At 39.7% G+C, this 26,802-nt stretch carries 24 protein-coding genes; 6 read left to right on the top strand and 18 right to left on the bottom strand.

What is annotated here, in order from left to right; all coding sequences use genetic code 11:
• Positions 1 to 82 precede the first annotated feature (82 nt).
• Positions 83 to 424, bottom strand: a complete 342-nt coding sequence (locus tag ACFSGI_RS19405; protein ID WP_204825859.1) for a zinc ribbon domain-containing protein YjdM — start codon at positions 422 to 424, stop codon at positions 83 to 85.
• 173 nt (positions 425 to 597) lie between these two features.
• On the opposite strand from ACFSGI_RS19405, the gene ACFSGI_RS19400 reads away from it, so the two are divergent.
• Positions 598 to 1,359: an AIM24 family protein gene (locus ACFSGI_RS19400; protein ID WP_069326494.1), complete on the top strand. Its 762-nt coding sequence runs from the start codon at positions 598 to 600 to the stop codon at positions 1,357 to 1,359.
• A 157-nt stretch (positions 1,360 to 1,516) separates the two neighbouring features.
• On the opposite strand, the gene ACFSGI_RS19395 is transcribed toward ACFSGI_RS19400, so the two are convergent.
• The 3 genes from ACFSGI_RS19395 to ACFSGI_RS19385 are packed head-to-tail and all read right to left on the bottom strand — an operon-like array spanning position 1,517 to position 5,140.
• Positions 1,517 to 2,785, bottom strand: a complete 1,269-nt coding sequence (locus ACFSGI_RS19395) for a PTS ascorbate transporter subunit IIC (protein ID WP_204825858.1) — start codon at positions 2,783 to 2,785, stop codon at positions 1,517 to 1,519.
• A gap of 25 nt (positions 2,786 to 2,810) precedes the next feature.
• Positions 2,811 to 3,077: a PTS sugar transporter subunit IIB gene (locus ACFSGI_RS19390; RefSeq protein ID WP_069326492.1), complete on the bottom strand. Its 267-nt coding sequence runs from the start codon at positions 3,075 to 3,077 to the stop codon at positions 2,811 to 2,813.
• The gene (locus ACFSGI_RS19385) at positions 3,074 to 5,140 is read right to left on the bottom strand and encodes a BglG family transcription antiterminator (RefSeq protein WP_204825857.1); all 2,067 of its coding nucleotides are present in this window, start codon (positions 5,138 to 5,140) and stop codon (positions 3,074 to 3,076) included. Before ACFSGI_RS19385 ends, ACFSGI_RS19390 begins: the two co-directional genes overlap by 4 nt.
• A gap of 309 nt (positions 5,141 to 5,449) precedes the next feature.
• Here ACFSGI_RS19385 and ACFSGI_RS19380 point away from each other — a divergent pair, with 309 nt between their 5' ends.
• Positions 5,450 to 6,394 carry a prenyltransferase gene (locus ACFSGI_RS19380; protein ID WP_379284120.1) on the top strand — a complete coding sequence of 315 codons (945 nt, stop codon included), beginning with the start codon at positions 5,450 to 5,452 and terminating at the stop codon, positions 6,392 to 6,394.
• Positions 6,395 to 6,583: 189 nt separating this feature from the next.
• Here ACFSGI_RS19380 and ACFSGI_RS19375 read toward each other — a convergent pair whose 3' ends face one another.
• The 5 genes from ACFSGI_RS19375 to ACFSGI_RS19355 all read right to left on the bottom strand — a co-directional run bounded on the left by ACFSGI_RS19375 (position 6,584) and on the right by ACFSGI_RS19355 (position 13,068).
• On the bottom strand, positions 6,584 to 7,666 hold the full coding sequence (locus tag ACFSGI_RS19375; RefSeq protein ID WP_379284425.1) for a type II asparaginase: 1,083 nt from the start codon (positions 7,664 to 7,666) through the stop codon (positions 6,584 to 6,586).
• 277 nt (positions 7,667 to 7,943) lie between these two features.
• Positions 7,944 to 10,124 (bottom strand): carbohydrate-binding domain-containing protein, encoded by a 2,181-nt coding sequence (locus tag ACFSGI_RS19370; protein WP_204825856.1) that lies wholly within the window; start codon positions 10,122 to 10,124, stop codon positions 7,944 to 7,946.
• A 40-nt stretch (positions 10,125 to 10,164) separates the two neighbouring features.
• Positions 10,165 to 10,851, bottom strand: coding sequence for a DUF4956 domain-containing protein (locus tag ACFSGI_RS19365; RefSeq protein ID WP_204825855.1), 687 nt, complete (start codon positions 10,849 to 10,851; stop codon positions 10,165 to 10,167).
• The gene (locus ACFSGI_RS19360) at positions 10,844 to 11,611 is read right to left on the bottom strand and encodes a polyphosphate polymerase domain-containing protein (RefSeq protein WP_204825854.1); all 768 of its coding nucleotides are present in this window, start codon (positions 11,609 to 11,611) and stop codon (positions 10,844 to 10,846) included. The genes ACFSGI_RS19365 and ACFSGI_RS19360 overlap by 8 nt, the downstream gene beginning before the upstream one ends.
• Before the next feature lie 269 nt (positions 11,612 to 11,880).
• Positions 11,881 to 13,068, bottom strand: a complete 1,188-nt coding sequence (locus tag ACFSGI_RS19355) for a hypothetical protein (RefSeq protein ID WP_204825853.1) — start codon at positions 13,066 to 13,068, stop codon at positions 11,881 to 11,883.
• 135 nt (positions 13,069 to 13,203) lie between these two features.
• Here ACFSGI_RS19355 and ACFSGI_RS19350 point away from each other — a divergent pair, with 135 nt between their 5' ends.
• Together ACFSGI_RS19350 and ACFSGI_RS19345 are read left to right on the top strand one after the other, a co-directional pair.
• A complete protein-coding gene (locus tag ACFSGI_RS19350; protein WP_204825852.1) occupies positions 13,204 to 13,884 on the top strand; it encodes a response regulator transcription factor in 681 nt (226 codons plus the stop codon).
• Entirely contained in the window at positions 13,884 to 15,164 is a 1,281-nt protein-coding gene (locus tag ACFSGI_RS19345) for a sensor histidine kinase (RefSeq protein WP_204825851.1), read from the top strand. Before ACFSGI_RS19350 ends, ACFSGI_RS19345 begins: the two co-directional genes overlap by 1 nt.
• A gap of 84 nt (positions 15,165 to 15,248) precedes the next feature.
• On the opposite strand, the gene ACFSGI_RS19340 is transcribed toward ACFSGI_RS19345, so the two are convergent.
• The 7 genes from ACFSGI_RS19340 to ACFSGI_RS19310 form a co-directional block, all read right to left on the bottom strand.
• Positions 15,249 to 17,051, bottom strand: a complete 1,803-nt coding sequence (locus tag ACFSGI_RS19340; protein ID WP_204825850.1) for an ABC transporter ATP-binding protein — start codon at positions 17,049 to 17,051, stop codon at positions 15,249 to 15,251.
• 25 nt (positions 17,052 to 17,076) lie between these two features.
• Complete coding sequence (locus tag ACFSGI_RS19335; RefSeq protein WP_204825849.1) at positions 17,077 to 18,840, bottom strand: sensor histidine kinase; 1,764 nt, start codon at positions 18,838 to 18,840, stop codon at positions 17,077 to 17,079.
• Positions 18,837 to 19,514 carry a response regulator transcription factor gene (locus ACFSGI_RS19330; RefSeq protein WP_204825848.1) on the bottom strand — a complete coding sequence of 226 codons (678 nt, stop codon included), beginning with the start codon at positions 19,512 to 19,514 and terminating at the stop codon, positions 18,837 to 18,839. The genes ACFSGI_RS19335 and ACFSGI_RS19330 overlap by 4 nt, the downstream gene beginning before the upstream one ends.
• Before the next feature lie 74 nt (positions 19,515 to 19,588).
• Positions 19,589 to 20,080: a DedA family protein gene (locus tag ACFSGI_RS19325; RefSeq protein ID WP_204825847.1), complete on the bottom strand. Its 492-nt coding sequence runs from the start codon at positions 20,078 to 20,080 to the stop codon at positions 19,589 to 19,591.
• Positions 20,080 to 20,607 carry a CDP-diacylglycerol--serine O-phosphatidyltransferase gene (gene pssA / locus ACFSGI_RS19320; protein ID WP_204825846.1) on the bottom strand — a complete coding sequence of 176 codons (528 nt, stop codon included), beginning with the start codon at positions 20,605 to 20,607 and terminating at the stop codon, positions 20,080 to 20,082. The genes ACFSGI_RS19325 and pssA overlap by 1 nt, the downstream gene beginning before the upstream one ends.
• 263 nt (positions 20,608 to 20,870) lie before the next feature.
• Positions 20,871 to 21,896 carry an endo-1,4-beta-xylanase gene (locus ACFSGI_RS19315; RefSeq protein WP_204825845.1) on the bottom strand — a complete coding sequence of 342 codons (1,026 nt, stop codon included), beginning with the start codon at positions 21,894 to 21,896 and terminating at the stop codon, positions 20,871 to 20,873.
• A 211-nt stretch (positions 21,897 to 22,107) separates the two neighbouring features.
• On the bottom strand, positions 22,108 to 23,124 hold the full coding sequence (locus ACFSGI_RS19310) for an NAD-dependent epimerase/dehydratase family protein (protein WP_204825844.1): 1,017 nt from the start codon (positions 23,122 to 23,124) through the stop codon (positions 22,108 to 22,110).
• Between the two features lie 257 nt (positions 23,125 to 23,381).
• Here ACFSGI_RS19310 and ACFSGI_RS19305 point away from each other — a divergent pair, with 257 nt between their 5' ends.
• Complete coding sequence (locus tag ACFSGI_RS19305) at positions 23,382 to 24,269, top strand: diacylglycerol/lipid kinase family protein (RefSeq protein WP_204825843.1); 888 nt, start codon at positions 23,382 to 23,384, stop codon at positions 24,267 to 24,269.
• Positions 24,270 to 24,382: 113 nt separating this feature from the next.
• Here ACFSGI_RS19305 and ACFSGI_RS19300 read toward each other — a convergent pair whose 3' ends face one another.
• A complete protein-coding gene (locus ACFSGI_RS19300) occupies positions 24,383 to 24,919 on the bottom strand; it encodes a hypothetical protein (protein WP_204825842.1) in 537 nt (178 codons plus the stop codon).
• A 96-nt stretch (positions 24,920 to 25,015) separates the two neighbouring features.
• On the opposite strand from ACFSGI_RS19300, the gene ACFSGI_RS19295 reads away from it, so the two are divergent.
• Positions 25,016 to 25,930: a phosphatidate cytidylyltransferase gene (locus ACFSGI_RS19295; protein WP_204825841.1), complete on the top strand. Its 915-nt coding sequence runs from the start codon at positions 25,016 to 25,018 to the stop codon at positions 25,928 to 25,930.
• 85 nt (positions 25,931 to 26,015) lie between these two features.
• On the opposite strand, the gene ACFSGI_RS19290 is transcribed toward ACFSGI_RS19295, so the two are convergent.
• Positions 26,016 to 26,771, bottom strand: a complete 756-nt coding sequence (locus ACFSGI_RS19290; RefSeq protein WP_204825840.1) for a class I SAM-dependent methyltransferase — start codon at positions 26,769 to 26,771, stop codon at positions 26,016 to 26,018.
• Positions 26,772 to 26,802 lie beyond the last annotated feature (31 nt).

Raw genomic sequence — 26,802 nt, 5'->3', positions numbered from 1 at the left:
TAATACGAAAAAAGCTAAGCACAATGCTTAGCTTGATCCCAGTTATATCGCTATTGTATAGACTTATTCAAAGAACAGATCATTAAATCTTTTTCACAAATTCAGACTTCAATTTCATCGCACCAAAACCGTCAATTTTGCAGTCAATATCATGATCGCCATCGACCAGACGGATATTTTTGACTTTGGTACCGATTTTGAGTGTAGAAGAACTCCCTTTGACTTTCAAATCTTTGATAATGGTGATCGAATCGCCATCTTGTAAAATATTGCCGTTAGCGTCTTTAACGACTTTTTCCTCATTAGCTTGTTCAGCTTCAGCATTTGGATTCCATTCATACGCACATTCCGGGCAGATTAACATATCACCATCTTCATATGTATATTCAGAATGACATTTAGGGCAATTGGGCAAGCTTGACATCTTTTCATTTCTCCATTCGTTCGGTTCATTTGACAACCTGTTTATGCTTATATTTTGCCATAGACTTGGAAGTTCTACAAATTTTTATTCGGGACTAACTATCATTTCCTTATTGCTCTATATTTCGTTAAAATAAAGCTATCCCTTTACTACATGATTAGGAGGCGTTACATATGGCGTTTACGATTAACAATCTTACCGACAACAGCAATACAGTGATCAAAGACAAAGTGGGTAGTTTTACTGTATTGGAATATATCAAAGACCTTAGTTGTACCTCGGTGGGTGAAGCGACAGCCCAATATTATATGTCCAAAAGCAATATGCACCGCAAACAGTTAATGATCGAGATTAACAACAGCGAAATTATGATGCGTGCAGGAGCGATGCAGTATACCGTTGGTAATATGGAAATGACCACAGGTGTCAAAGGTGCAGGTGGAGCTGTTCGTGGTTTTCTAAGTGGCGCCGCTACAGGTACTGGCTCGATCAAACCACTTTATAATGGAACAGGTACGATTCTATTAGAACCGACTTACAAATATATCTGGTTAATTGATGTTGATAACGATGAAATTGTGATGGATGATGGATTGTTTTTGGCTTGTGAGACGACACTCAAAATCGGCGTTGTCGCACGTAGTAACTTCTCTTCTGCTGTACTTGGTGGTGAAGGATTATTTAATATGAGTGCTAGTGGTAAAGGCGTTATTGCTCTGGAAGCACCTGTTCCTGCTGAAGAAGCTGTTGTTATAGAATTGCAAAATGATGTGCTGAAAGTCGACGGTAACTTTGCGATGATGTGGTCGAATACACTGAACTTTACTGTCGAGAAATCAGGCAAAACCAAAATGGGTTCGATGGCATCTGGCGAAGGATTAGTGAACGTGTATCGTGGTACAGGAACAGTCTGGTTAGCTCCACCTTCGAATTAAATGCAGAATCAGCTTTGCTGATTTGGAATCAATAACAAGTAGCATTTTGCTTGTACAGCTTATGTATGAATACACGTTATACTAAAAAAGGTAAAGAACGCTTTTAAGCATTCTTTACCTTTTCTCTTTTTCTATATAACTGTATCCAAAGTCTGCGTTATGCCGCTCCGAAAATCTTCATCAGACCCATAATCAGAATTCCTACAGCGCCAAAGTCGGTATCGCCAAAGGTCGAACCACCGAATCCGAACTGTGTTAGGAAGATTAGCAATATTGCCGGTAAGAAACTAATCAATAATCCATTCGCAAAAGCACCGATCATCGCTCCACGCCGTCCACCTGTGGCATTACCGAATACCCCTGCCGCCGCTCCGGTAAAAAAGTGAGGAACCAATCCCGGAATGATCACTTTCAAGCCGACTGCTGGTAAAATAAACATCGATAATAATCCTGCGAGAAAGCTAAATAGAAAGCCGATAATCACTGCATTGGGTGCAAAAGGGAACACTGTCGGACAATCCAGTGCAGGCTTCGTGTTCGGAGCCCATTTCTCCGCAATCCCTTTAAATGCAGGGACAATCTCTGCAATCAACATCCGTACACCGGCAAGAATAATATATACCCCTGCGGCAAATGTAATCGCTTGAATCAGAGAAAACACAATAAAGTTAGAACCGTTAGATAATTCAGTCTGGATATACTCTTGCCCTGCAAACAACGCTACGATGATAAAGAAAATCGACATTGTAAGCGAGACTGCTACAGAAGTATCTCGCAAAAATCCTAACGATTGCGGAACTTTAATCTGCTCGGTCGTTTTTTCTTTATTTCCAAACCATTTCCCAATCGTCGCAGAGACAAAGTAACCGATTGAACCAAAATGCCCGACAGCAAAATCATCACTACCTGTAATCTGGCGTACATACGGCTGTAAAATCGCCGGGAAAACAACCATACATAATCCCAAAATGATCGACCCTACAATGACCAGTGGTGCACCGCTCATACCGCCAACTGTTAATGATACAGCAATCAGACAAGCCATAAATAGCGTATGATGCCCGGTTAAGAAAATGTATTTAAGCGGTGTTAGACGTGCCAGTATAATATTGACGATCATCCCGAATACCATAATCAGAGCAGTAGAAGCACCAAATTGACTTTGCGCCGCCGCAACGATCGCTTCATTGGTCGGAATAATACCGGGCACTTGAAAAGCATGCGTAAACATTTTGCCAAAGATATCTAACGCACCTGTTAATACGGTTGCACCTGCTCCAATAATAACAAAACCCATAATCGTTTTGAGTGTACCGGAGACGACGGTAGCAATCGGCTTGCGCTGTAAAAGCAGTCCGATAAGCGCAAACAATCCAACCAGTATCGACGGTGTGCCTAGAATATCATTCATTATTAAATTCATCATATCGGCTCTACCTTCTTCCCTCAGATCAAGCTAGAAGCGGTTCTAATTTGGATTTAATTTCAGGGATACTCATCATATTCTCTAGTGATACGACTGTACGACCCCCATCGCTAAGTTGTGCCATAATATCTGCTGCACCAATAAAGATATCGGCTTGCTCGGACTTAGCTGACGATAGATCGGTATGATCCACATCTGCTACTTTGCCCATTTCTGTTAAAGCTTTCTTGATATTGATCTCCATAATAAAACTGCTTCCCAATCCATTTCCACATACGACCATAATTTTCATTCTGTTTCCTCCTTAGAATAGTGATGAATATATTGCATGAGTACCTTTTTATCAGAGCTGTTCAAAATATCTTCGATATTAGATGGCTCACCTAGTAAATGCGTTAATTGCACCAGTGCTCGCAAATGAGACGAACGATCTGCCGCCGCCAAAATAATAATCAGACGTACCGGCTTATCCGGTGCAAAATAAACAGCTTCTTCTAATCGCAAAAAGCTCATCGATAACGAGCGTACCCCTTGATCTGGACGAGCATGAGGAATCGCCACTCCCGGTGTAATCACCACATACGGCCCATTTTGTTCGATTGATTGTATCATTGCTTCAATATACTCTTCTTCGATCGTACCCATCTCTAATAGTGGCTGAGAGGCTACAGCAATCGCTTCTTTCCAATCGCTGACATGGGACTGGAAAGTTATCGTTTTTTCGGTAATCAATTGTTCCAGCACAGGTTTCTCTGCCCCCTCTAGGGAATGCTTATTTGTTCTATGCGTATAGGTATAAATGTGTGCTTGTAATGCTTTTTCTAACTCTTCCGGTTGCAAAATCGTAGCGTGCTGACCAATCACTTTGAGCAGTGAAGCGGTATCTACTTTTTCTATCGTATATCCGTATAATTCTTGCATCACTTGTTGTCGTAGCTTTTGTTTATCTGGAATCTCCATAATAGGCGGAACTACAAACAATGGCGCAGATGTTCTAAGATGAACGGTTGAAAAAACCAGATCGTATCTTAGCGTATAATTCGCCATATCTCGTACAGATAAAGCATCCAAAAACAGAATGTCTGGAAACATTTCACGAAGCGTATACATCAGAATATGACTGATTCCTATCCCGTTCGCACAGACTACAATCGCTCGCTTGCGATCATCCAGTATTGTTCCCTGTCTACGCAACCATCCGCCAAAATGAATCGTAAAGTAAGCGGCTTCATCTTCAGGCACTTTGACCCCGATACTTTTTTCCAGTGGAATCAATGCTTTGTGTGTTAAATGATGCAGTTCAGGATAGACTTTCTGAATCCGCTCGGTCATCTGATTGATTAAAGAGATTCCATACAACATGCGGTAATAAGCAGGACGTAAATGAACATATAATTGCTGATATAACAGTTCTTGATCTTGCAGACTAACACATGCCCAGCGTTCAAATTCAGATACAATCTCACGAATTAATTGCTGAATCACTTTATCTTCCTGTAGTGGTGAGATATCCCGCGTGCGGTTCATACTGAGCAAATGCAGTGTCGCATACAGACATTCATTTTGACTCCACTGCTGTTCAAAAGCAGACGATTGAACCATGTCCTTCACCAGTTGGTATTCTTGTGTGCCTGTTAACTCTTCCCAACTTTGCTGTACAGGCAAAGTATCACCTTTGCCGATCAATTGATCGGTACATAACATCAAATACGTCAGTTCTTGCAGACGCTCATCGGCAAAGCTAATTGCCAGTTGATGCTCAATCTTTTCCAATTGTTGACGAATCTGTTCCAACTGTTCTGTATGCTCTTCCCAGATACATTGAATAATTAACAAATGGCTAGGGCTATGGAGCACTTCAGGTAACCATTCTTCGATCAAATGGCGTTTGCGATGGTTGCTTCCTTTGATCACATATCCATCTTTTTTCGAATATTCGATCGACAGCTTGTACGGTTGTAATTTCAACTTGAGTCGTTGCAAATCTTTGAGCACTGTATTACGAGAAACACTGGCGATCGACTGAAAATGATACACAGACAACGATTCGCTACTTAATAGCAACAGCAGTCCGAATACTTTTTCCCGATCTCCTTCTGAAAAGAGATAAGAACGTTTGGTTAATTTTACAGGTACATCTTCTGCTCGTATCACATCGGTTAAGTAGTAACCCACTTGCCGATCATACGAGATCGCCGAGTAATTATGATGTACTAACCAATCATTTATTTTGTTAATACTGTATTGCAATTGTCTTCGGGTAAGCTCCATATGAGTTTCCAACTCGACCATCGTTAATGCAGATGACTGTTGAAGTAATTGTAAGATGCCAGCACTTCGTTCATCTAAAATCATCTTTGTGTTGCCTCCCTTGTGATAACGATACAACAATAACCGACAAATCTATACTGTTTTTGAGTCCCTTTATTGTCGAATAATCTGCACAATAATAGACACTTCTTGTGTATAGCTATCCCTATTATGAATAGAATACAGATAAAATCACCGCACTCCTGCAACAGTTTATGTACCATTTGAAATAACGTGCAGATGACCTATACATATGATCATTTCAAATTGAATATTTATGCGTCCAATTCGTTTCAATACGGGTAATAGACCAAGAAGCAAAGCATATTACTGAATACATATCATCTTTTATCTATGAAAGGGGCTAACTGCTTGAATCCTTCGGCTATGTTGCTTTTGAAAAATACTCTCCGGTTATTGCGACCGATTGCTGTGATTACTTCCAGTGTGGTCATTATCTTCTCAGGTGTATTTCCACTCTTCGCTTATTACGATTTGCCGAAAGGGATATTGAGTGCGGTCTCGTTATTATTGCTAGTCGGATGTTTTATTATTCATGGCGCTTTAACTCATGCACTGAATGACTATACCGATTATTTGTCAGGTACCGATCAACATAGCCCTGCTTATTTATCTGGAGGAAGCCGGGTAATTCAAGAAGGTCGTATCGCTCCACAGACACTCAAATGGATCGGATATGGACTTGCGATCGGATTATTGGTGGTTGCCGGCGTGCTCGCTGTGTTCGGATATTATCCGTTAGCGTTACTGCTGGTGATTGGTGTGTGGGGAGCGGCTTCTTATTCGATGCCACCGTTACGATTCAGTTATATTCCACTGGCAGGCGAATGGTTAAGTACATTTCCATCAGCCTTTTTCTTAGGATTAGCAGGCGTATGGATCATGTTAGGCGATTTTCCAGAATGGGCAGTGCAAAATGCAGTCATTAATGCTCTCTACTGTATCGCCTGGGTGATGATCCATCATATTCCTGATCTACAAGCTGATCAGCAAGCTTCTCCTGTAAAGCGGACAAGTGTAGTCTGGTCGGTTGCTATGTTTGGTCCCAAGTATAGCTCACTTCCTGCGATCGTATATCTCATTTTGATCGGATTATGTGCATTTTGGTTAGGGACAGATCGATTATGGGCTGCGATAGGTGTAGCAGTGATTGCGATATTATCGATCTTTTTGATTGTCAAAACAGATATACAAGATGCCGAACAAGTGACTGCCTGTGAGAAAAAATTATTATTAATTGCGATGATTACCGCGATATGGTTAGGTATTTTTATCTAAATGTATAACGATATATAAGATTCAATAAGTATAACTATCTTTAACTCACACACAAAAAAGAATCGATACCGTCTAGCTTGATGATCGGTATCGATTCTTTTTGTATTTGTATAGTAGTGAGATCGTTACTGTTGTTATCCATACAGATGACTTTGGACAAGCTGTACGATTCTAACTACATCTCTACGCTTAATACGCTTCAAAGTAGCTTTGAATAGTTGCAGGATCTTTCGTCTGAGTCAGAGCTAACATCAATAAAATGCGAGCTTTTTGCGGATTGAGTGAATCAGCATACAATGTTCCAATTTCAGCATCAGAATCTAACGGAGTGACTACACCACTACCTGTACGTGTAGAACGCACTACTGTTACTCCTTGATCAACTGCTCTAGCCGCCCCTTCGCTGGAACGGCTAGATAACGATCCATTACCGCTTCCTGCTACTACGATACCTTTCGCTCCTGAAGCGACTGCCGCATCATATAGATAACTGCCGTTATTTTGATATTCGTATAAAATATCAACCTGTGGCAATTCAGTTAATCCTTTGACATCAAACACAGTATTTGCTGTATGCTTGCGTGTTGATTGATTATAAAAATATACTTTATCACCGGATACGACACCGAGATAACCTTGTTCTACTGATTTGAATGTATCTGTTCCTGTGGTATTGGTTTTGGTAATATAGCGTGCTGCGCCAATCCGATCATTGAGTGCAATCATTACGCCTTTGCCAGTAGATTCAGGGTTACTCGCAATTTTGACAGCATTGTATAAGTTAAATGAACCGTCTGCACTGATCGCTGTTGCTGGGCGCATTGCTCCTACCACAACTACAGGCTTATCGCTTTTGACAACCAAATCTAGAAAGTATGCTGTTTCTTCCAAAGTATCTGTACCATGAGTGACTACAATTCCATCGACATCATCCGAAGAAAGTAACTCATTAATCCGATTGGCTAATTTGAGCAAAACCGCATTATCTATATCAGGGCTACCAACATTCGCAATTTGCTCACCACTGATATCGGCTACTTTTTTCATTTCAGGTACAGCATTGATTAATACATCAATACCCAACGCTCCTGCTTTATATCCGGTTACATCGGTATTGGATTCTGAAGAACCTGCAATAGTCCCGCCTGTAGCAAGAATTTTGATATTAGGCAAAGCAGTCTGCGCTACTGCTGTTGGAGACGTTGTAGTCGTTTCTGTTGCCGCTGATACCGAATAACTCATAACAGGCATTAACAAGACCGCCGTCAACATTGAGATACACCATTTTTGCTTCCATTGCATTGATAATTTCATACCCATTCCCCCTTAATAAATAGATCGCACTAAACAACCAACTAAACATATGTAAATTAATATTACATATAAATCATTTATATACTGATTATAATGATAAATCGCTAAATAACTCAATAGATTTGTATATTTATGCAAATTATACGTCATTTTATATAACACAAAATAAGGATATCAGCTTATTATCACTGATATCCTTATTATTCATGTTAGATTGTTTATAATTACACAATGATTATTGCGCTGTGTCTGATGTGTTATCTGTTGTTGTACCTGTGGTGTTATTATTCATATTTCTAGTCGGTCTTTGACCTCCACCTCCGCCACCACCAAATCCTGTGTTGGCAGTCGTCACACCTGACTCATTGACCCATGTGATCTGACTTGCTAATTCAAAATCGACTACTTTAGTACCACCTGTATATTCACCATCTGTATACAGTCCATCTGTTGCTGTACCTGTAGACGTTCCACCTGTGTAGATAGAGTACGAACTGCCTTTGACTAGATCAGGAGAACTGACAACAACTGATTGATAATCTTTAGTCGGTGCAAAAGTTAGAATATTTTTGCCGGTACTATCTTGAATATGAACCAGTGTACCTGCTGATTGTGTCGCAGAATAACTCATACTAATTGCGGCTTGGGTAGAATCATCAGAAGGCGCTTGAGCCATACCTGAACTGCCGACAGCTACTACATATCCACCTGTCATTTCAAATGTTCCATCATAATCCAGCGGGCCATTTCCATTAGCCGTTGGACCATTTACAATAACAGTTCCGCCTGACATAGTGATCGATCCATTAGAATCTAGTCCATCACCTTGTGCATCTACAGTAAGTGTACCGCCTGTAATATTCAATAATGCATTTTGGGAGCTACCTTGCCCACCACCAAAACCTCCTGGAGGAGCACTGTTGCCTGCTGGATCTGTTGCGGTGGATGTATTAGCTTCTGTCGTTGTTGCTGTGCTTGCTTCTGTGGTGGTCGCTGTAGTCGATTCTGTTGTGGCTTCTGTCGTTGTTGTATTCGCATCACCGGAAGCATTCACACCATCGTCTGAAGCAATCACATTTGTATCTCCGCCAGAGACATTGATATTGGTCGCTTCCAAGCCTTCATAACTTGTAGTGACATTAATTTTGCCACCGGAGATATTCAGATCAACATCTGCATGCATAGCATCATCGCCTGTTGCGATTTCAAGTGTACCGCCTGTAACATGCACAGTTGCATTACTGTGAACAGCATCATCGGCTGAATCAATAGTGAATGTACCGCCATTGATCGTCATATCGCCTGTTGCTTTAAGCCCTTTGGTACTGGTCGATTCGGTAGCTGTTGCATCGGTATCTGTGGATGCAGTCGTGTCTGTTGCTGTATCGGTAGTTGCTTCTGTTGTCGATGTTGCTGTAGCTTGAGTATCTTGACCTTGTGGGCCACCAAATCCACCTTGACCGGGTTGTTCTTCAACTTTGGCTTCAGCTTTGGTATGACCTCCACCGGATAGGATATTGAATGTACCGTCATCAATCACTAATTGCTTTTCAGATTGAATACCATCGTTCGTTGATTGGATATCAAAAGTACCACCTGCAATCGCTACAAATCCTTTATCTGCATCTGTGTCGTTGGTAGACTTGATACCATCTCCACCTGCTACGATTGTAAATGTTCCATCTTCGATCGCCACCATATCTTTACCGACAATACCATCATCAGCCGCGGTGATATTTAGTGTACCGGATATGATTTTGAGATCGTCTTTGCTGGTGATACCATCTTTGTAATTGGCATTTACAGATAATGAACCTTCACCATTAATCGTTAAATCGGCTTTGCTGAAAATCGCTGCGCTAGGCTCATCTGTAGCATCATCTGCGAAAGTATATTCTGCTCCATCGGTGATTACATTTTCTGTGCCATCTGCTAAAGTAATAAACGCATTTTTCGCTTCTTTGATATAAATCGGTGCGCTATCACTATCTGTGATCGTTACTCCATTAAGTACCAGTATCACATCTTCTTCATCCTGTGAATCGACTACAATCTGTCCATCTGTCAATTGACCACTTAGCACATACGTACCGCCTGCGGTAATCGTGATAACTCCGTCTGCTACCGTTGCACCATTACCTGTAATCGTTGCACTGGAACCTGTTAATTGGATTCCTGTATAATCGGATGATTTCCAATCGATAGCATCATCGCCACTATCAAATGTAACCAGATCAGAGACTTTGAGCGCTGTAGAAGAGGAAACAGTTGCCGCTGTTGTAGAGATTGTCGCCGTCGAGCTCGTTGCCGCTGCTAATGCCTCGGTTGCTGTCGATGTTGTTGAACTGCATGCTGATAAGGCAAGTGTACTAAGAAGAACTATGCTCAGGTTCGTTTTCGTTATCCATTTTTTCATTTGATATCGTTCCCTTCAATTGTTGGTTTAGGTGTAAAGATTAATATGCTTCTGCCGCTGTCGGGCTCATCGTTAAGGAAAGGTCGAGGTTACCATTTCTGCACCGGATCGCATCCAGAAATTCTTTCTGGTTCGTCACTTGATTCATCGTTACCAGATAGACCAGTTCATACAGACTGCCAAGCTCGGTCGTTCTGATTTTTTTCAAATCATACTGGACGTTAAATTGTTTGAATACTTCTGCAAATGCTTCGTCATAAGCTAGATTTTCAGGAATGGTGACTTTAAGTGTTTTTTGCAATTTTTTGCTAACGCCAAATTTGAAGCGGTTGAGTACAAACATCATCACACATAAGATAATTGTGAACAGTACGGCGTAACCAAAGTATCCTGTACCACAAGCAAGTCCTGCTGCCATTGTGAACAATACATAAGCAATATCTTTCGGGTCGCCCGGAGCACTTCTAAAACGAATAATTGAGAACGCACCGGCAAGACTGAATGCTCGTGCGATATTGCTACCGATCAATAGAATAATGATAGCGACGATCACCGGAAGCAGTACCATTGTTAATGTAAAGTTTTGTGAGTACCCGCTCGGGTTGGTTTTCATATATGTGAAGCTAATCAGTCCGCCTAAAACAATAGCGACAAGTATCGTGAGTAACGAAGTAGTTAAAGTTAGGTCTGTCGTGGTCGTAGCCACAGTAAGTAATGAATCAAGCATAAAGAATGCTCTCCTTTTCAGTTGGAATGGTTTCTACAGGTTGATTTACTTTGGATTTCAATAGTTGTTTGTATTCGTTGCCGTATTTGGAAAAGCTCGTACGGTACATGCCATGCTCGGATAACTTTTGCGATAACCATAACGGAATTGTTTTTTCAGCTTTGACTTCCATCAGCCATTGCCCTTTTTCCATCAATTGGTCGCCGTAATCACCTTGCTCTAATTTGAGATCATAACGTCTGGTGCGGATATTGCTATCGAATGTGATCCGTAGATCACGATTATGCTTGCTGAACAATGCTTTGCGATCATAAGAGAGATACAATTTGGGCTCTAGGTCGTAGATTTGTAAAAAGTAAGTCAGTTCGTTCAGTACCTGCTGGTTCATATAATCTTGATACTCTGGCGCAAGACCCGTACGAACAAATTCATAAGCTTCGTCTAGCTTCAATGCTGTACGACGTTTGTTGACCAAGCCCATCACTTTCTTTTTGATTTCCAAATAGACTTTGGCATTTTCTCCAGGTACACCGTAAGCTCGTAAGCGAAGCTTTTCTTTGTACTTGGGTTTGGAAAGACTCATCCGAATTAACGAATCATGCGGTGTATCAAAGTACAGATTGCTAATTGAGTAGAAATCATGTTGCTTGCAATATTCATCCACTTCCATATACTCCAGCAACTCGTTATACAATTTGAAATACGATTGAGTGTCCATTAAATATTTACTTTCGTAGCGGTTGAATACTTCGATTGCCATATCGATCATTTCCTTTCGTGTAAGCATGTATTGGGTGTTGCCTGATTGGTGGTTACCATGTATGTTGTCTGTGTATGGGATGTACATGTTGTTGTCTGTTTGTGTGTCTCACTTGCTTATATTTGAATCTTACAGCCCTAACCTTTAGTGAATCTTAAATGTTTTACATTGCGAAAACATTTTTTACAAAACACAAAAAAGCCATGACGCATAGCGCGCACATGGCAATAATCAATAATGTATAGAATGATAATTTGACCTATCGTGAATTAAGATTGAAGGATATTCAATATAAAACGCTGTTTGTAATCAATCCACATACAATCTTTTATCCATAATGTAGATCCCTGATCATTATAGATATACAATTGCCGATCTTCACTCCCCAGACGTCGATCGATAGTAACAATTCCTTCTTCTATGATAGTAACGACTCCTTGAGGTTGCATAATCTCAGCAATCTGTTCACCTGTGTGTAACTTATACAATCGAGTCGATGTATCAGATATGCGAGTAGCATAAAAGATATGGTTGAACTCATATAATCTGTTATACACATGTGGATAACTTATATATTCTTTATTTTGGTTATCCACAGTGTATATCATTACTAGAGAATCTGCGGTATCAAATCGCTCGACCAAAACAATCACTTGCTGATCCATGATAAGCAGATCGGCAAATGCTTCATGACTTTGAGAAGAAAATATAATATGGTCACTTAAATCTGTATCGTTAGCTTGTACTTTGGCAATAAATGTATCGACTGCAATCACGATTAATTGTTCGACTTCTGGACGGTTATATTCCCAATCTATTTTTCGTTCATGTACCATATGTTCACCTGTTTTGATTAGCAGATATTCTATACCGTTACAGTTGAATCCCATTATCGTTTCTATATTGCGAATCATATCACCCGGTACAAAAGGAACGCTCATCTGCTCTACTGCATCAATCAGCGCATAGTTAAAACCTCGTTGTTGATCTGGCAACAGATAAGAGATCAGAGCATACCGCTCATTTAATGAATAGAAATGATGAACAGACCAGATGTGGTTGATCGAAGGTTCATATGTGCCCCTGATATCTTTGGTAAATACAAGTTGATCGACTTCTGCTTGAAGATCACGTTTATAACAGTACAGCATACGATAATCATCGCTATATGCTAAATAAAATAAGGTATGTGTATTTGCACTACTACTTAATGTGGCTACTTTAGATTGCGGAAAATAATATGTACTTACTTCGCCTGACTTGGAGTCACAACTTAGAATTCCTTTATATAGAAACAAATCTTCCGCATGTAGATCAAAATCAAAATCGTCTGGAGACATATCTACGTATTTCTTAATCGCAAATAATTGCATCGTCTCGTACATGAATGGCATCGCTCTAATCTCATATTCTATCAGCATCGTTATGGTGATAGTACGCATTGTTGGTTTACTCATATAAGCCCACTTTCTGTTATGTATTCAAAGTTGATGTCGCTCTGGTCGATACAATAATAAGGTTTAAGATTGGCTAAAGCTTTGACCAGTATAATGAATGTATCATAGAACAATATATAAAGGGTGATAGCAATTATGCGAATATTAATAGTAGAAGATGAACTGCATTTAGCAGAAGCGTTAACGCAAATTTTGAAAAAAAATCATTATTCTGTCGATGCCGTACACGATGGGCGCACAGGACTGGATTATGCTCAGACTGGTATCTATGATCTGCTACTACTGGATATTATGATGCCAGAAATGGATGGAATCAGTGTGCTCAAAACATTACGCCAGCAAGGGATCGCAACACCTGTTATTTTGCTGACTGCCAAAGGTGAAATTACCGATAAAGTGATTGGACTGGATTATGGCGCAGACGATTATATCGCCAAGCCTTTTTCATCGGAAGAATTGTTAGCCCGGATTCGAGCTGCTCTTCGTCGTAAAGGAGAAGTCTTACCAGAAGATGGGCTCAAATTCGGAGATATTCAATTAAATACCGCCAATCTCAAGCTGTCGGTAAATGGTAAAGAAATGAAGCTGAATTTGAAAGAAAATGAATTACTAGAATTGCTTATTACCCGCAAGCAAGGAGTCACTTCCAAAGAACAAATTATTGAAAAGTTATGGGGATTCGACTCTGATGTAGAGTACAACAATGTAGAAGTCTATATTTCTTTTTTACGTAAAAAATTAAACTTTCTACATTCCCAAGTCAAGATCAATACGATTCGCGGAGTCGGCTATGTATTAGAAGAGGTGACTTCTTAATGTTTAACAAGCTTCGTAATCGATTTCTGATTGTTAATCTGGTGACAATTTCGGTGTTAATGTTGATTGCATTTGCTTCGATCTACACGATTACGTACCGCAATGCTCAAAATGATATCCGTAATGAGCTATCCCGTATTGCTAATATTGCTCCGCGGAACTTCGATAATGGACAGAATTCTCCGGGTGGAGGTGGAATGAACAATCCTGGCGGCATGAATGGGAACGGTCAACCTGTAGACGATACATTTACAGAGCGTTCATTATCTTTTTCCATAGAGATCGATAGCAACTGGAAAATGACAGCAACCCATTCTCCTTTTGATATGGATACTACATTGTACCAATCTGCTTTGACAGAAGCGAAATCGATCAACAAAGACAATGGACAATTTAAGCTCGATAATAGTGATTGGGCGTTTATCAAGCAACCTGTAGGTACAGGATATAAGTTGATTTTTCTAGATGTTACAGCGCAACAAGATATTTTGAAAAATTTGATTTATACATTTGCCGCAGTAGGATTAATTATGTTAGTCGCTTTGTATTTTACCAGCCGATTTTTTGCCAATCGTTCCATTTATCCGGTCAAAGAAGCATTTAATAAACAAAAACAATTTATTGCAGATGCTTCTCATGAACTCAAAACACCGCTTGCGATCATTAATACCAATGCCGATGTGCTGTTGTCTAATCGCCAAGAAACGATCGAAAGTCAGGCACGATGGCTAGAGTATATCAAGTTAGAAACAGAGCGAATGGCTCGCTTAACCAACGATCTTCTTTACCTTACTGAAATGGACGATTCTCGTACACAGATGGTCTATACACCTTTTGATCTGAGTGAAACGGTCGAGCGGATTATACTCACGATGGAAGCTGTTATTTTTGAAAAAGAATTAACGCTAGATTATGAGATTGAGCCTAATCTTAGTGTCAAAGGTAGTCAGGAGCAAATTCATCAGGTGATCATGATTGTACTGGATAATGCGATCAAATACGCTAATCCTCAAGGCACGATCACGATCTCACTTACACATCAACAACAGGAAGTCTTATTGAATGTTACCAATACAGGCGAAGGGATTGCGCCAGAACATCTCACTCGTATTTTTGACCGCTTTTACCGCACAGATACGTCGCGTGCTCGTAAGCAAGGCGGTTACGGATTAGGGCTTGCGATTGCTCGTTCGATTATCGATCAGCACGAAGGAAAGTTATACGCTACCAGTACTATAGGGGAATCGACCACTTTTCATTTACAATTCAGTGCAGTCTAATCAACAACCTAGATTTGCACCACAATCATCTTATACATTATCTACACTCAAAAGCGATCACTACAAAAGTGATCGCTTTTTTTATTAATCGATTACACGTTGAGGCTCATCATTTCGAGTTGAACGAAACTGTTTATTTGTCCATTCTGCGTATGAAGAATGAGTGGCTAGTAATTCTTGATGTTTTCCTGTACCTGTAATCTTTCCAAACTCTACAACGACAATCTGATCTGCATTCGTAATCGTCGACAACCTATGAGCGATAACGATCGTTGTACAACTGCTCATCAAATGTTCTAAAGCTTGTTGAACTTCATGTTCTGAATCACTATCCAGACTAGCTGTTGCTTCATCTAGTAGTAAAATATCTGGCTTACGCAGTAAAGCACGAGCAATCGCAATCCGTTGCTTCTGACCGCCTGACAATCGGATTCCTCTTTCACCAACTTCAGTATCATACCCTTTAGACAATGAGCTAATAAAGTCGTGGGCGTATGCCTGTTTGCTCGCTTCTATCATTTCCGCTTCTGTTACTGTATCGATGCGTCCATATATCATATTATCTCGAATCGTTCCATCCACTAATGGGCTTTCTTGAGAAACATAACCGATTTTACTCCGAAAAGAAGCAATATCAAAATCAGCAATCGATCGGTCACCATACGTGATCAACCCTTTGGCAGGCATATAAAATTGTTCGATCAATGAAAATATAGTCGTTTTCCCACTACCACTAGGGCCCACTAATGCAGTCACTTGTCCAGCATGCATACATACATTAATCCCTTTCAAAATAGGTTCTTCAGACGAGTAAGCGAACTCTACATCGTGAAAAACGATATCTTGTGTATGATTAGGCATAATAGCACCTTTTCCATTGTGTTTATCTTCAGCATCCGATTCTAGAATCGGTTTTAAGCGTTCTACTGCTCCTGATACTTTCTGCAAGTTGGAATAAAAAGTAGCGAATGTATTAATCGGAAGCATAATTTGAAATAGAAGCAACACAAAAGATACAAGCACTCCTGTACTTAAAGCGCCCGAAGATACACGCATACCACCATAAGCAACAACAGTCGTTAGTAGCACAATCATAATCATCGACATAAGCGGAGAAAGAACAGCGTATACTTTTGCTTCTTTCATACTCACTTCAAATAAATTGTCTACTTTATCGAATCCATTTTTTTCTTCACGCTTTTCGGCATTGGAATACTTCACTAATCGAATTTCTCCAATCACCTGAGTCAATACAGAAGCAAACTGGCCCAACTGCTCGTACATATTCATCGAAATTTTGTACATTTTGCCCCCGATGGGCATAATAACTGCTGCACCAAGTGGAGCGGCTAGCAGAACAACTAGCGTCAACCGCCAATCTAGCCAGAACAGAATAACCAGTGCGCCAATAACTGTCAGTACATTCGAGAAAAAAGAAATCAGATGTTCTGTAATCAAAGTACGAATCTCATCTGTATCTCGGCTGATTCGACTCATTACATCTGCTGAGCGGTGATTGTCAAAAAAGTGGACTGGCAAAGATAACGTTTTGCTCCATAATCGCTTACGCAACATCGTTACTGTTCGATTGCCTGCATAAGCTAACATATAATAGGATATGCCTGTGGTTAATGCTTCCATAAGGAATACAACAACCAACAGAGCAATTAATATTCCACTAATTCCTCCTGTACTAAATTGGTCAATAAATCTTCCTATCATCACTGGCCAAATAAGACCGATTATAGAAGATGCAATACTGAGTAACGCAGCAATACTCAGTACTTTTTTGGGCATACCTGTCGTACTTAACAATTGGTACAAATAGCGAAGCATCGACTTATTAATTGGTCCTGCTGGCAATTCTTTTTCAAACTGAGCTTCCATTGTTCTATATCCTCCTGCAAACGGTCTACTTCGTGAGCCCTTTTTTAAAAGTTAACTCAAAAATAACGCCGTCTTTTGCGTTTTTCACATTATACTTACACTCGTGTAATTCCAAAATTCGTTTAACGATCGCTAGTCCCAGACCTGTACCGCCACTTTTTCGATCTCGGGAAGCTTCTACACGAAAAAAGCGTTCCCAGATTCGCTCCAGATAATCATCTGGAATTTGATCCCCTTTGTTATAAATAGAATACAGACAAGTATGTTCTGTTCCCGAAATGTTAATTTCTATTGTGCTACCTTTTTCGGCATGGCGGATCGCATTTGTCATCAAGTTCAACAACACTTGCTCTATCTTGCCTGGATCGACATTGATTTCTGTTTCATGTTGATACACGAGATGTGCAGAAAGTTCTTTTTCGTCCATTTGATAAGTTAGCTTCTCCAACATGTCTTGCGTGATTTCACTGAGTAATACGGGCAACTTATACAACTTAACTGCTGATGATTCTAAGCGCAAAAGGTCAAGCATATCTTGAACAAGCTGTTCCATTTTGGCACTTTCCTCTAGAATCACTTCTACATAATGATCCTGACGACCCGCACTAATTCCATCTCGCATTCCTTCTGCAAAACCGCGTACAATACTGATCGGCGTTTTCAATTCATGTGAAGCATTAGCAAAAAAGTCTTTCTGTAATTGCTCCATCTGTTTGTTCTGTACAATTTCTTTTTTCAATTGAATATTGGCTTTGTTGAGTTCATCTAACGTAATATTTAATTTGCCTGATAATTCAAATAAAGTTCCAGATAAACTCCCTAATTCGTCTTTACGTGGTAAAGGTTTCTCACCTGTAAAATCAAGATCTTTCATTTTGTGTGCCTGTTTGTTGAGCATAAGCAGAGGACGTGTCACCATACGGGAATACAGTACAGAAAGTAGCAGAATTAGAATAAAACCTCCCGCTCCCAAATAAGCATAAAATAATCGAAGTGCACTATTGGTTTCTTTGATCTCCTGAAGTGAAGTCACGAGAAAAAGTAATTCGATGTTGCCATTTTTTTCACGCAATGGCTGAATTAAAATACCACTTCGGCTGCCACTAAATGGACTTTTCCACTTGACCTCTACCTGTTCCATTCTTTTCAATCGATCTATATACGTCTGTTCCAGTGGGAAAAATTCATCAACAGTGACATACAAAAGCCCTAATTGCTGTTCTATTTTAACTACACTGGGCAAGCTGATAGAAATAATCTTGCCCTGTACCATATCTTCTGAGCTTTTCTGCTCATTTACACCTACATCTTTGCCATCACTATTTTGAATATAGTAAGGATAAAATGTTCGACTATTCGAACTTTCTCCAAAGTCGCCATACATTTTGAGATCTTTTCCAACCGTAAGATTCAGTTTTTTAAATTCTGTCCCGTATGCACTGACGATATAATACAAGGACACATCCAGTTCTGTGCCGTCTTTTTTAATCAAGCGCATACGATAAGGATCATTGACTGTCATATTTCCATCAAAATCGGTCAGTGCAAAGTTCATTTCTCTTTTATGCGATTGAAGCAGAGATGAAGACCCTGTCTGACGAAGTGCTGTTGGATCTTTTTGATATATAGAAGTGAGCTCAGCCGCATCCTTTTCTAACTGAATCATTTTCTGATGTTCATAAAACTCTGGGAACACCACAATTTGACTAACAAGCACAATCACGTAAAACAGAACGAAGATCGACGCTGTAGCTAAAAATAGCTTGGTGGTAATCCCTGTTCTTTTCATGTTAATTCCTCAAATGTATAGCCCACTCCAAATACGGTACGTATACAATCAGAAGCAGAGCCCATTTTACTACGTAGCTTTTTGATATGTGTATCTACGACACGTTCGTCTCCCTCGTATTCCATTCCCCAAATTGATCTCAATATGGTATCCCGGGGAAGCACAATCCCTTTATTCCGCAGTAATAGCTGTAAAATTCCGTATTCTTTAGGTGTTAAATCAACGATTCCATCTTTGCGTTCCAGTCTATGGGTTAACGTATTTAGCACCACGTCAAAACCGATTTGAGTATGCGCGGAAACAAGTTGTCCATCGACTCTTCGCATCAGCACTTCTGCTTTGGAGACTAACACTTTAGGGCTAAATGGCTTGGTGACATAATCATCAGCTCCCAATTCGTAACCTTCAATTTGCCTTTCATCGCCAGATACTGCGGTTAGAATAATAATCGGTACATTGGAGCACTGCCGAATTTTCCGACATAATTCCCAACCGTTCATTTCCGGCATCATAAGATCAAGAATGACTAAATCAGGCATTCCTTCTTCAAATACATACCATCCTTCTATTCCATTTTCTGCTTGCAACACGATCCACTGTTGATTGCTGAAATAATCCGATATTAATTCACGTATACGATGTTCATCCTCTACGATTAAAACCTTTTTGGTCAATGTAATGTACTTCCTTTCTTCAAAAGAGATTCATAGGTATCTGTGATCCAGTTATTCAAAGTGTATAGCACGCGTTATCCATTATTTGCATATCCTAATACTCTACCTATTAGAATAAAAATCAAGCACCAAAATAAAGCACCCAGAGAAGCAAATAGACTGTATTTACGAAATGGCATTCTGGTAATCCCACACAAATAGCAAGTCACATGTCTAAAACCTGGAATAAAATAACCGAGCATAATAGACAAAGGTCCGTATTTGTTCATCCATTGCTCTGCTTTGGCTATTCGATGCGGCTTCAAGCCGACCCATTTCCCATAGCGATCGAGAAAAGGACGCCCTGCTTTTTGTCCAATCCAATAACTGATTATCATCCCGCTCATCGCTCCTGCAAAACTAAAGAAAAGAGCATAAGGGAGCTTCATCGTTCCAATGGTAGTCAAATAACCTACAGTAGTCATCAGCAATTCATCCGGCACAGGTAGCCCTACGATTCCAAGTGTCAGCAGACCGTATATCGCCAGATAACCGTAATCTGACAAAAATTGAAGCATGGTAGTCATTAAAAGTCCTCCACTGCTTCAGATTTTACTTTCTTAAGACTGGGGAAACAAAATGGACTAACCATCAGTATGCCAATCAATATCATCCCAACCATAGCCACAAGAGGATACACATAAATAGCGAGCAGTATACAAAGTACAGCAGATATCGGCGTTGGCATTCCTACAAAAACAGTCATATGACTTTGCTCTACATTAAAGCGTGCTAGTCGTATAGCACTGCAACATACATAAAATAAACAGCAAGCCACGCCGAATATGTGTATCTCATGTAGTGATACAAAATAGGCAAGAGTAGCAGGAGCAACACCAAACGTGATTAGATCTGCTAACGAATCTAACTCTTTGCCTAATGCGGATGTTGCATCAAGTATTCTTGCACAATATCCATCAAGAAAATCACAGACTAAACCTACTGTGATAAGCAGTACCGATATTTCAAATTGTTGTTTAGATATTAAAAGGATAGCAACAAAACCTGATAGCAAATTACCCAGTGTAAACAGGTTAGGCAGCATTTTTTTCATACTAATCACACTCCAGCTCGTTTAATAAGTATCAAGCTTTTCTTTATATACACTTGGATGACTCTAGTGTAATGTATCGTTAAGTTGTGTTTTTTTTAAGTCGTTGGTACAAAATAAAAAAAGAGTATCAAACACCTCTCATAGAGAAGGGTTTGATACTCTGTAACTATTAGATAATATACGTATTAGATTAAAATATAGCTTTGTAGCTACAATCAATCTGCATCAACATGAATATGGACTTTTAAAAAATAGACACCTTTTTATTGAGCAGGTACATCCGCAGTCTCTAGGTTATCTTTTTCAAGCATAATGGACTGGCCATCTGTAATGCCTTTGCCGAAAAATTGTTTTAACCATTTCAATGCAGGACGTTCTGTACCATTCGCATTCAGTAAATGCGTATTTGGCTCCCATGTCTGTCCTTCGATGTATCCCCATAATGTTACTCCTTTGACAGAAGGGTGATTCCAAAGTACAGGGAATTTTTCTTTATAACGTGCTAGTTGAGTAGCATCGTCACCTGTCATATCCAGTTCAGATACATAGATCGGTAAGCCTGTAGAACCTAGCTTGTTCAGTACCGTCGTCATCGTACTGGTCGAAACGTTATTCATATTAAAATGGTGACATTGGATACCGATTCCATCGATCAACCCGCGACTTTTGAGAATATTAATAATTTTCACATATTGATCGGCTAGATTAGGATCACTAATGACTCCATATTCGTTAATTAACAATTTGGAATTTGGAAATTGTTGCCTCGCTTGTTGGAAAGACCATACAATCCAATCCCAGCCTGTCGCTCCACTTCCACCGATTGCATTACTGTAAGAGGGCTTAGCATGAAATGGCTCATTGACTACATCAACAAAAGCCGATTTTGAATATTTCTGACCAGCCAACTGAATCCACTGAGTCACTTCAGCTTTCTGATCTGCCGCAGATAGACCACTTACCCATGCAGGTTCCTGACTGCCCCATACCAAAGTATGGAATTTGAATGGATAGCCTTTACTTTGCGCATAATTGTACGCTAGATCGGCTTGTCCCCAGTTCATCGAATTTCGATTGCCTTCGACAGCTCCCCATTTGGTCGAATTTTCCGGTGTCACTTGATTCCAGTAGTTACCATAACTTGCGGGTACATTTCCTGCAATAATATTACCTAGAAACTTACTTCCACTGGTTAGACTGGCATAACTATACTCTGCAAAAGTAGATGTACATAATACCACTGTTAATGCGACTGTTCCAATCACTTTCCATAGGCTTGATTTTGACATCTTATTTCCTCCTCTGGATCAATAGATGGACTGCTTATGCTTCGATATCGAAGTTTACCAAAATATGAGATAAGCGCTTACATTTGTAAGTGTAACAACTTATCTCTGGATTTTCGCTATAAACATAAGGAAATAATAGGATATGCCAGATAACGATATAACAAAAAAAGAGAAAGCAGTGGATATGCTTTCCCTTTAATGAAGTAAAATGTTAAGTACGAACCGCTTGCACAGCATTCTCCAAAGCTGCAATCACTTTATCACACCATATATCAAATTCAGGATCTTCTTTTTGCAATTCAGGATGACTCAGGATATGGTTGATCACTTGCTTCACCCCTTGATCGAAGCGAGTCGTTGCTACAAAGTCAGGGACTAACCGCTTGAGCTTACTATTATCGAACACAACTGAATTGGCTTTGTCTCCGAGTAGACTTCCGCGATAATCTTCGGTACTGCAAGCATCCAGAAATGTAGAAGAGACATAGACGGCATTAAGCTTCACACCTAGTGCATCTGCGACCGCTCCATAAATCTGATTCCAGGTTAACGATTCATCCGAGGTAATTTGTACCGCTTCTCCAATCGCTTGAATATTACCCATTAACCCGATAAATCCTTTAGCAAAATCAGTATTATGAGTCATCGTCCATAATGATGTACCGTCTCCATGAATAATGACCGGTTTATTCTCTAGCATCCGCTTAGCGACTTGCCAGCTTCCTTCGCTACCATGTACACCCATTGGAATCGAACGTTCGTCATACGTATGACTTGGACGTATAATGGTGATCGGGAAGTTGTGTTCGCGATATATTTTCATCAAATAATCTTCACAAGCGATTTTGTTACGTGAATATTCCCAGTATGGATTGGATAAAGGAGTGCCTTCATTAATGCGATAATCCGCAGGTGGGGACTGATAAGCAGAAGCTGAACTGATAAACATAAATTGCTTTGTTTTTCCTGCAAACAGTCGATAATCTCGTTCCAACTGAGAAGGTTCAAAAGCTATAAAATCAGCGACCACATCAAATTCCAGATCAGCGATCAGTTCTGCGACTTGTTGTTCGTTATTAATATCTGCTTGCAACAAATGTGCATTAGCAGGTAAATCTTGATTACGATTTCCTCGATTCAGCAGATACAATTCGCAATCTGTTGTTAATAATTGCTGTGTGATTGCTGAACTAATAATCCCTGTACCTCCAATAAATAGCGCTTTCATAAATACACCCCCGTTACAAAATGTTCAGACTGTATAGCAATACTTTTAAATCTCCTATACGATACCACTTCTAAAGTAAGCAAACAAATGATATTAGACGATCTTTTCTTATTATATTTTCAATAATTTAGGTGAAAAGGTCATATTCTTGTATCATCACTGCTATTTTGGGTAATGGTAATTGATGTCGAATACATTTCTAACTTTTCAAAACTGCTTACATGCACTTATATAAATTGTAGAGGGGAATTCATCTCATGAAGGCAACGATCATTATTAATCCATCTTCAGGTAAAGAACAAGCCTCAGAATATGTTAAAAAAGCAGAAGATATTCTCAGCGAGCAAGGATATCAGGTTACAGTTAGTGAGACGGCTAAAGAGTTAGATGCGACTCAGTTCTGTACAGACGCTTGTAAAGAATGCCATGATCTAGTGGTATCGATTGGTGGAGACGGTACTCTGCATGAGACGATTAACGGACTGATGGATCAAGATCATCGTCCGAAGCTGGCAGTGATTCCACTTGGAACAGTCAATGACTTTGCACGCGCTCTTCAGATTCCACTGAATCCCGATCAAGCGATAGAGACATTACGCTCTTCTCAGGTCAAAAATGTAGATATGGGTAAATTAAATGATCAATTATTTGCTAATGTGATCGCTGCGGGTTCTTTGGCAGAAGCATTGTCGTCTGTTCCCTCTGAAGATAAATCCAAATTAGGCGCATTTGCTTATTTTAGAGATGGTATGAAAGAATTGATGAGCAATTCTGCTTCGCCTTTAAAAATTGAATATGACGGTGAAGTGTGGGAAGGGGAAGCTCCTCTTTTTCTAGCGGCACTTACCAATTCGGTTGGCGGATTTGAAAGTATGGTTCCTGATGCTGAAGTCGATGACGGGTTATTGCATTGCTTTATTATGACCAATCTTAATATGTTCAATACACTAACCGCAGGATTATCGCTATTGCTTGGTAATCTCAAAGACCATAAAGACGTTATTTATTTTACGGCTAAACATGTGAGAGTCAGTTCAACCGATCCTGTTAAAACCAATGTAGATGGCGAAGAAGGCCCTGCTTTACCTGTCGATCTACGGATTATCCCCGGTCATATCCGTGTTGTTGTTCCTGAAGGATCTTAAAAGCTACATCACCTGCAAATGATCCAATACATGTTGTAACATATATCAACAACAAATCACCGACGACTGTACAAGGTCATCGGTGATTTTTGTGTTCAATATAATGATTTGTTTTAAGCTTCATACTCACTTAACTTGCCTTCATAGATCAACTGCAATCGTTCACTTTGGCGAAAATCGTCTGGAGTAACTAAGGCAGGAAGCTTATTCCAAATTTTGATACCGGATCGTTGCAAGATCTCTGCGACAAATTGAGAGCAAAAATATGAATTACTGAATTCAACAGGTTCTTTGAGCGTAATACTAATTACACCCAGAATATTGTACAAATACTTCTGATGCTTACGGATAAATAATTGCAATACACGTTGCATTTTCTCTACTTCACGCTCGGTCACTTGAAGTTCATAGATTACACAAGTCGTATTCGGATATTTGCTGTATGTACCTGTTTTAATATCTTCTTTCACAAAACCACCATTCAGTGGATTACTAGGATGCTTCCTTCCAAAGCTATACAACTCCGATAATTCCCGATCAAATGATATCGAAGCATGATTGTACGGTGCTTTCGTATACGTTTGTATCATTTTAGTAAATAATGTTCCTGTATTGGTCAATAAAATAAAAACCGATCGCTCTGCCGCCATCACAACATTTCCCCTTATCAATTTACCTTTATTCCTTCATAATAGCATATGATCCCTTTTATGGAATCCTAATTCAAGGTAAGTTGGTGCTGATTTATGAATAGTTCGATAATAACGTTAATCCTTATTTTTATCGCTTTACTGGTTATCCATTTTATTTACATCATCGTAAGCAAAATTCAAAAAAATCAAGATTATAGTGTGATTGGATTACGGATCAAAACATGGTGGGGAATGTTCTTTATTTTCTGTCTGGCTACGTTATTTAATCCGATTGTATCGCTTCTTTCACTGATGGTTCTGACCTTTTTTGCACTCAAAGAGTACTTTTCGATGATCCGTTCACGTAAAGCCGATCGGCGCTTATTTTTATGGGCATACTTAGCTATTCCGATTCAATTTTATTGGATTTATATCGGGTGGTATGGCATGTTTATCGTGTTTATTCCGATTTATGTCTTTTTACTACTTCCACTCCCGCGCTTAATTAATAAAGGAACTGGCGGATTTTTACGGAGTGTGAGTTCCACCCAATGGGGATTAATGCTAATGGTATTCGGACTCAGTCATCTGGCTTATTTTCCTTTCGCGACGGCTCAATATGGCGGAAGATTGGTTTTATTTCTAGTATTACTGACACAGCTTAATGATGTGGTGCATTATGTGGCATCGATGTATATTGGTAAACGCAAAATTGTACCCACATCCAATGCCAGTTTAACATGGGAAGGATTTGCTTGCGCTTTTGTGGTGACGGCTGTTACGTCTTATTTTGTAGCTCCTGTACTTACACCACTTGGGGCTAACTTTGGTCTGATAACGGGTATGCTGATTAGTCTAAGTGGATTTTTTGGAAGTCTAACTGTTTCTGTACTCAAGCGAGATTTGTTAATCGGTGAAGATCAGAAAGTCGACAACGAAAAGCAAAGTTATCTTAGCCGTATCGATAGCTTAACGTATACTGCTCCTGTCTTTTTCCATGTGGTACGTTATGTGATGGACTTTATGTAATTAGCAATTTTTTATAAGAATACAATCATAAAAAGCCTCTATCTTTGAAGATGGAGGCTTTTTGTTGATAATATAGATGATTCAGTTAAACTTCTCCCCAGAACACTTCAGTCTCATAATCGAAAAAGACCACACCTTCTTGCTGATTTTGCTCAAAAATAAGCTTTAATTGCTCGATCATATCGTTATACTTTGGATGATCAGAAGTAGGAACATAAGAAGAAGAGTGTAAGCGTCCTGCTAATCCTTCCCAATCGAATACCTGCCGATTACCAAACTTCGCCAGTTCCATCGTATCTTTTTTGAAAAAAGGTTGTAACTTTTCGGCTGACACATTTTTATGGTTAACCTTTGTATAATCTGTCCCATAATCGCGCAATAATTGCTCATACTGTTCTAAAAATGGTGTACCTGTCGTCAATCTGGAATTCCAGATCAAAATCACTTTACCTTCAGGTCGCAAAATACGCTTAAACTCGGTTTGAGTCGCTTGCTGATCGAACCAGTGAAAAGCCTGTGCACACGTAATATAATCTACCGAATGATCTGGTAATCCGGTCTCTTCTGCCGATCCTGCACTGACTTTAAAGTTAGGTTCTTCTGCTAAAGTAGCTACAGCGACCTCGCGCATCTCCGTATTCGGTTCTACGCCAATTACAGTATTACCACGTTCTACTAATAACTCTGCAAAAATACCTGTACCTGCACCAATATCGGCAATTGTACTTTCTCGCTCAATACCAATCACATCATACAAATAATCAATAGCGGCTACTGGATAACTAGGACGGTATTTGACATACGAGTCTACTCGATCTGAAAATCGTTCTTTGCTATTCATGATCATCACGCTCCTATAGTTTCATCTAATA

It is taken from the genome of Paenibacillus nicotianae (genome assembly GCF_042681745.1).
GTDB classification, from domain to species: Bacteria; Bacillota; Bacilli; order Paenibacillales; family Paenibacillaceae; genus Saccharibacillus; species Saccharibacillus nicotianae.
The sequence above is the reverse complement of the archived record's forward strand: the minus strand, read 5'-3'. Positions and strand labels throughout refer to the sequence as shown.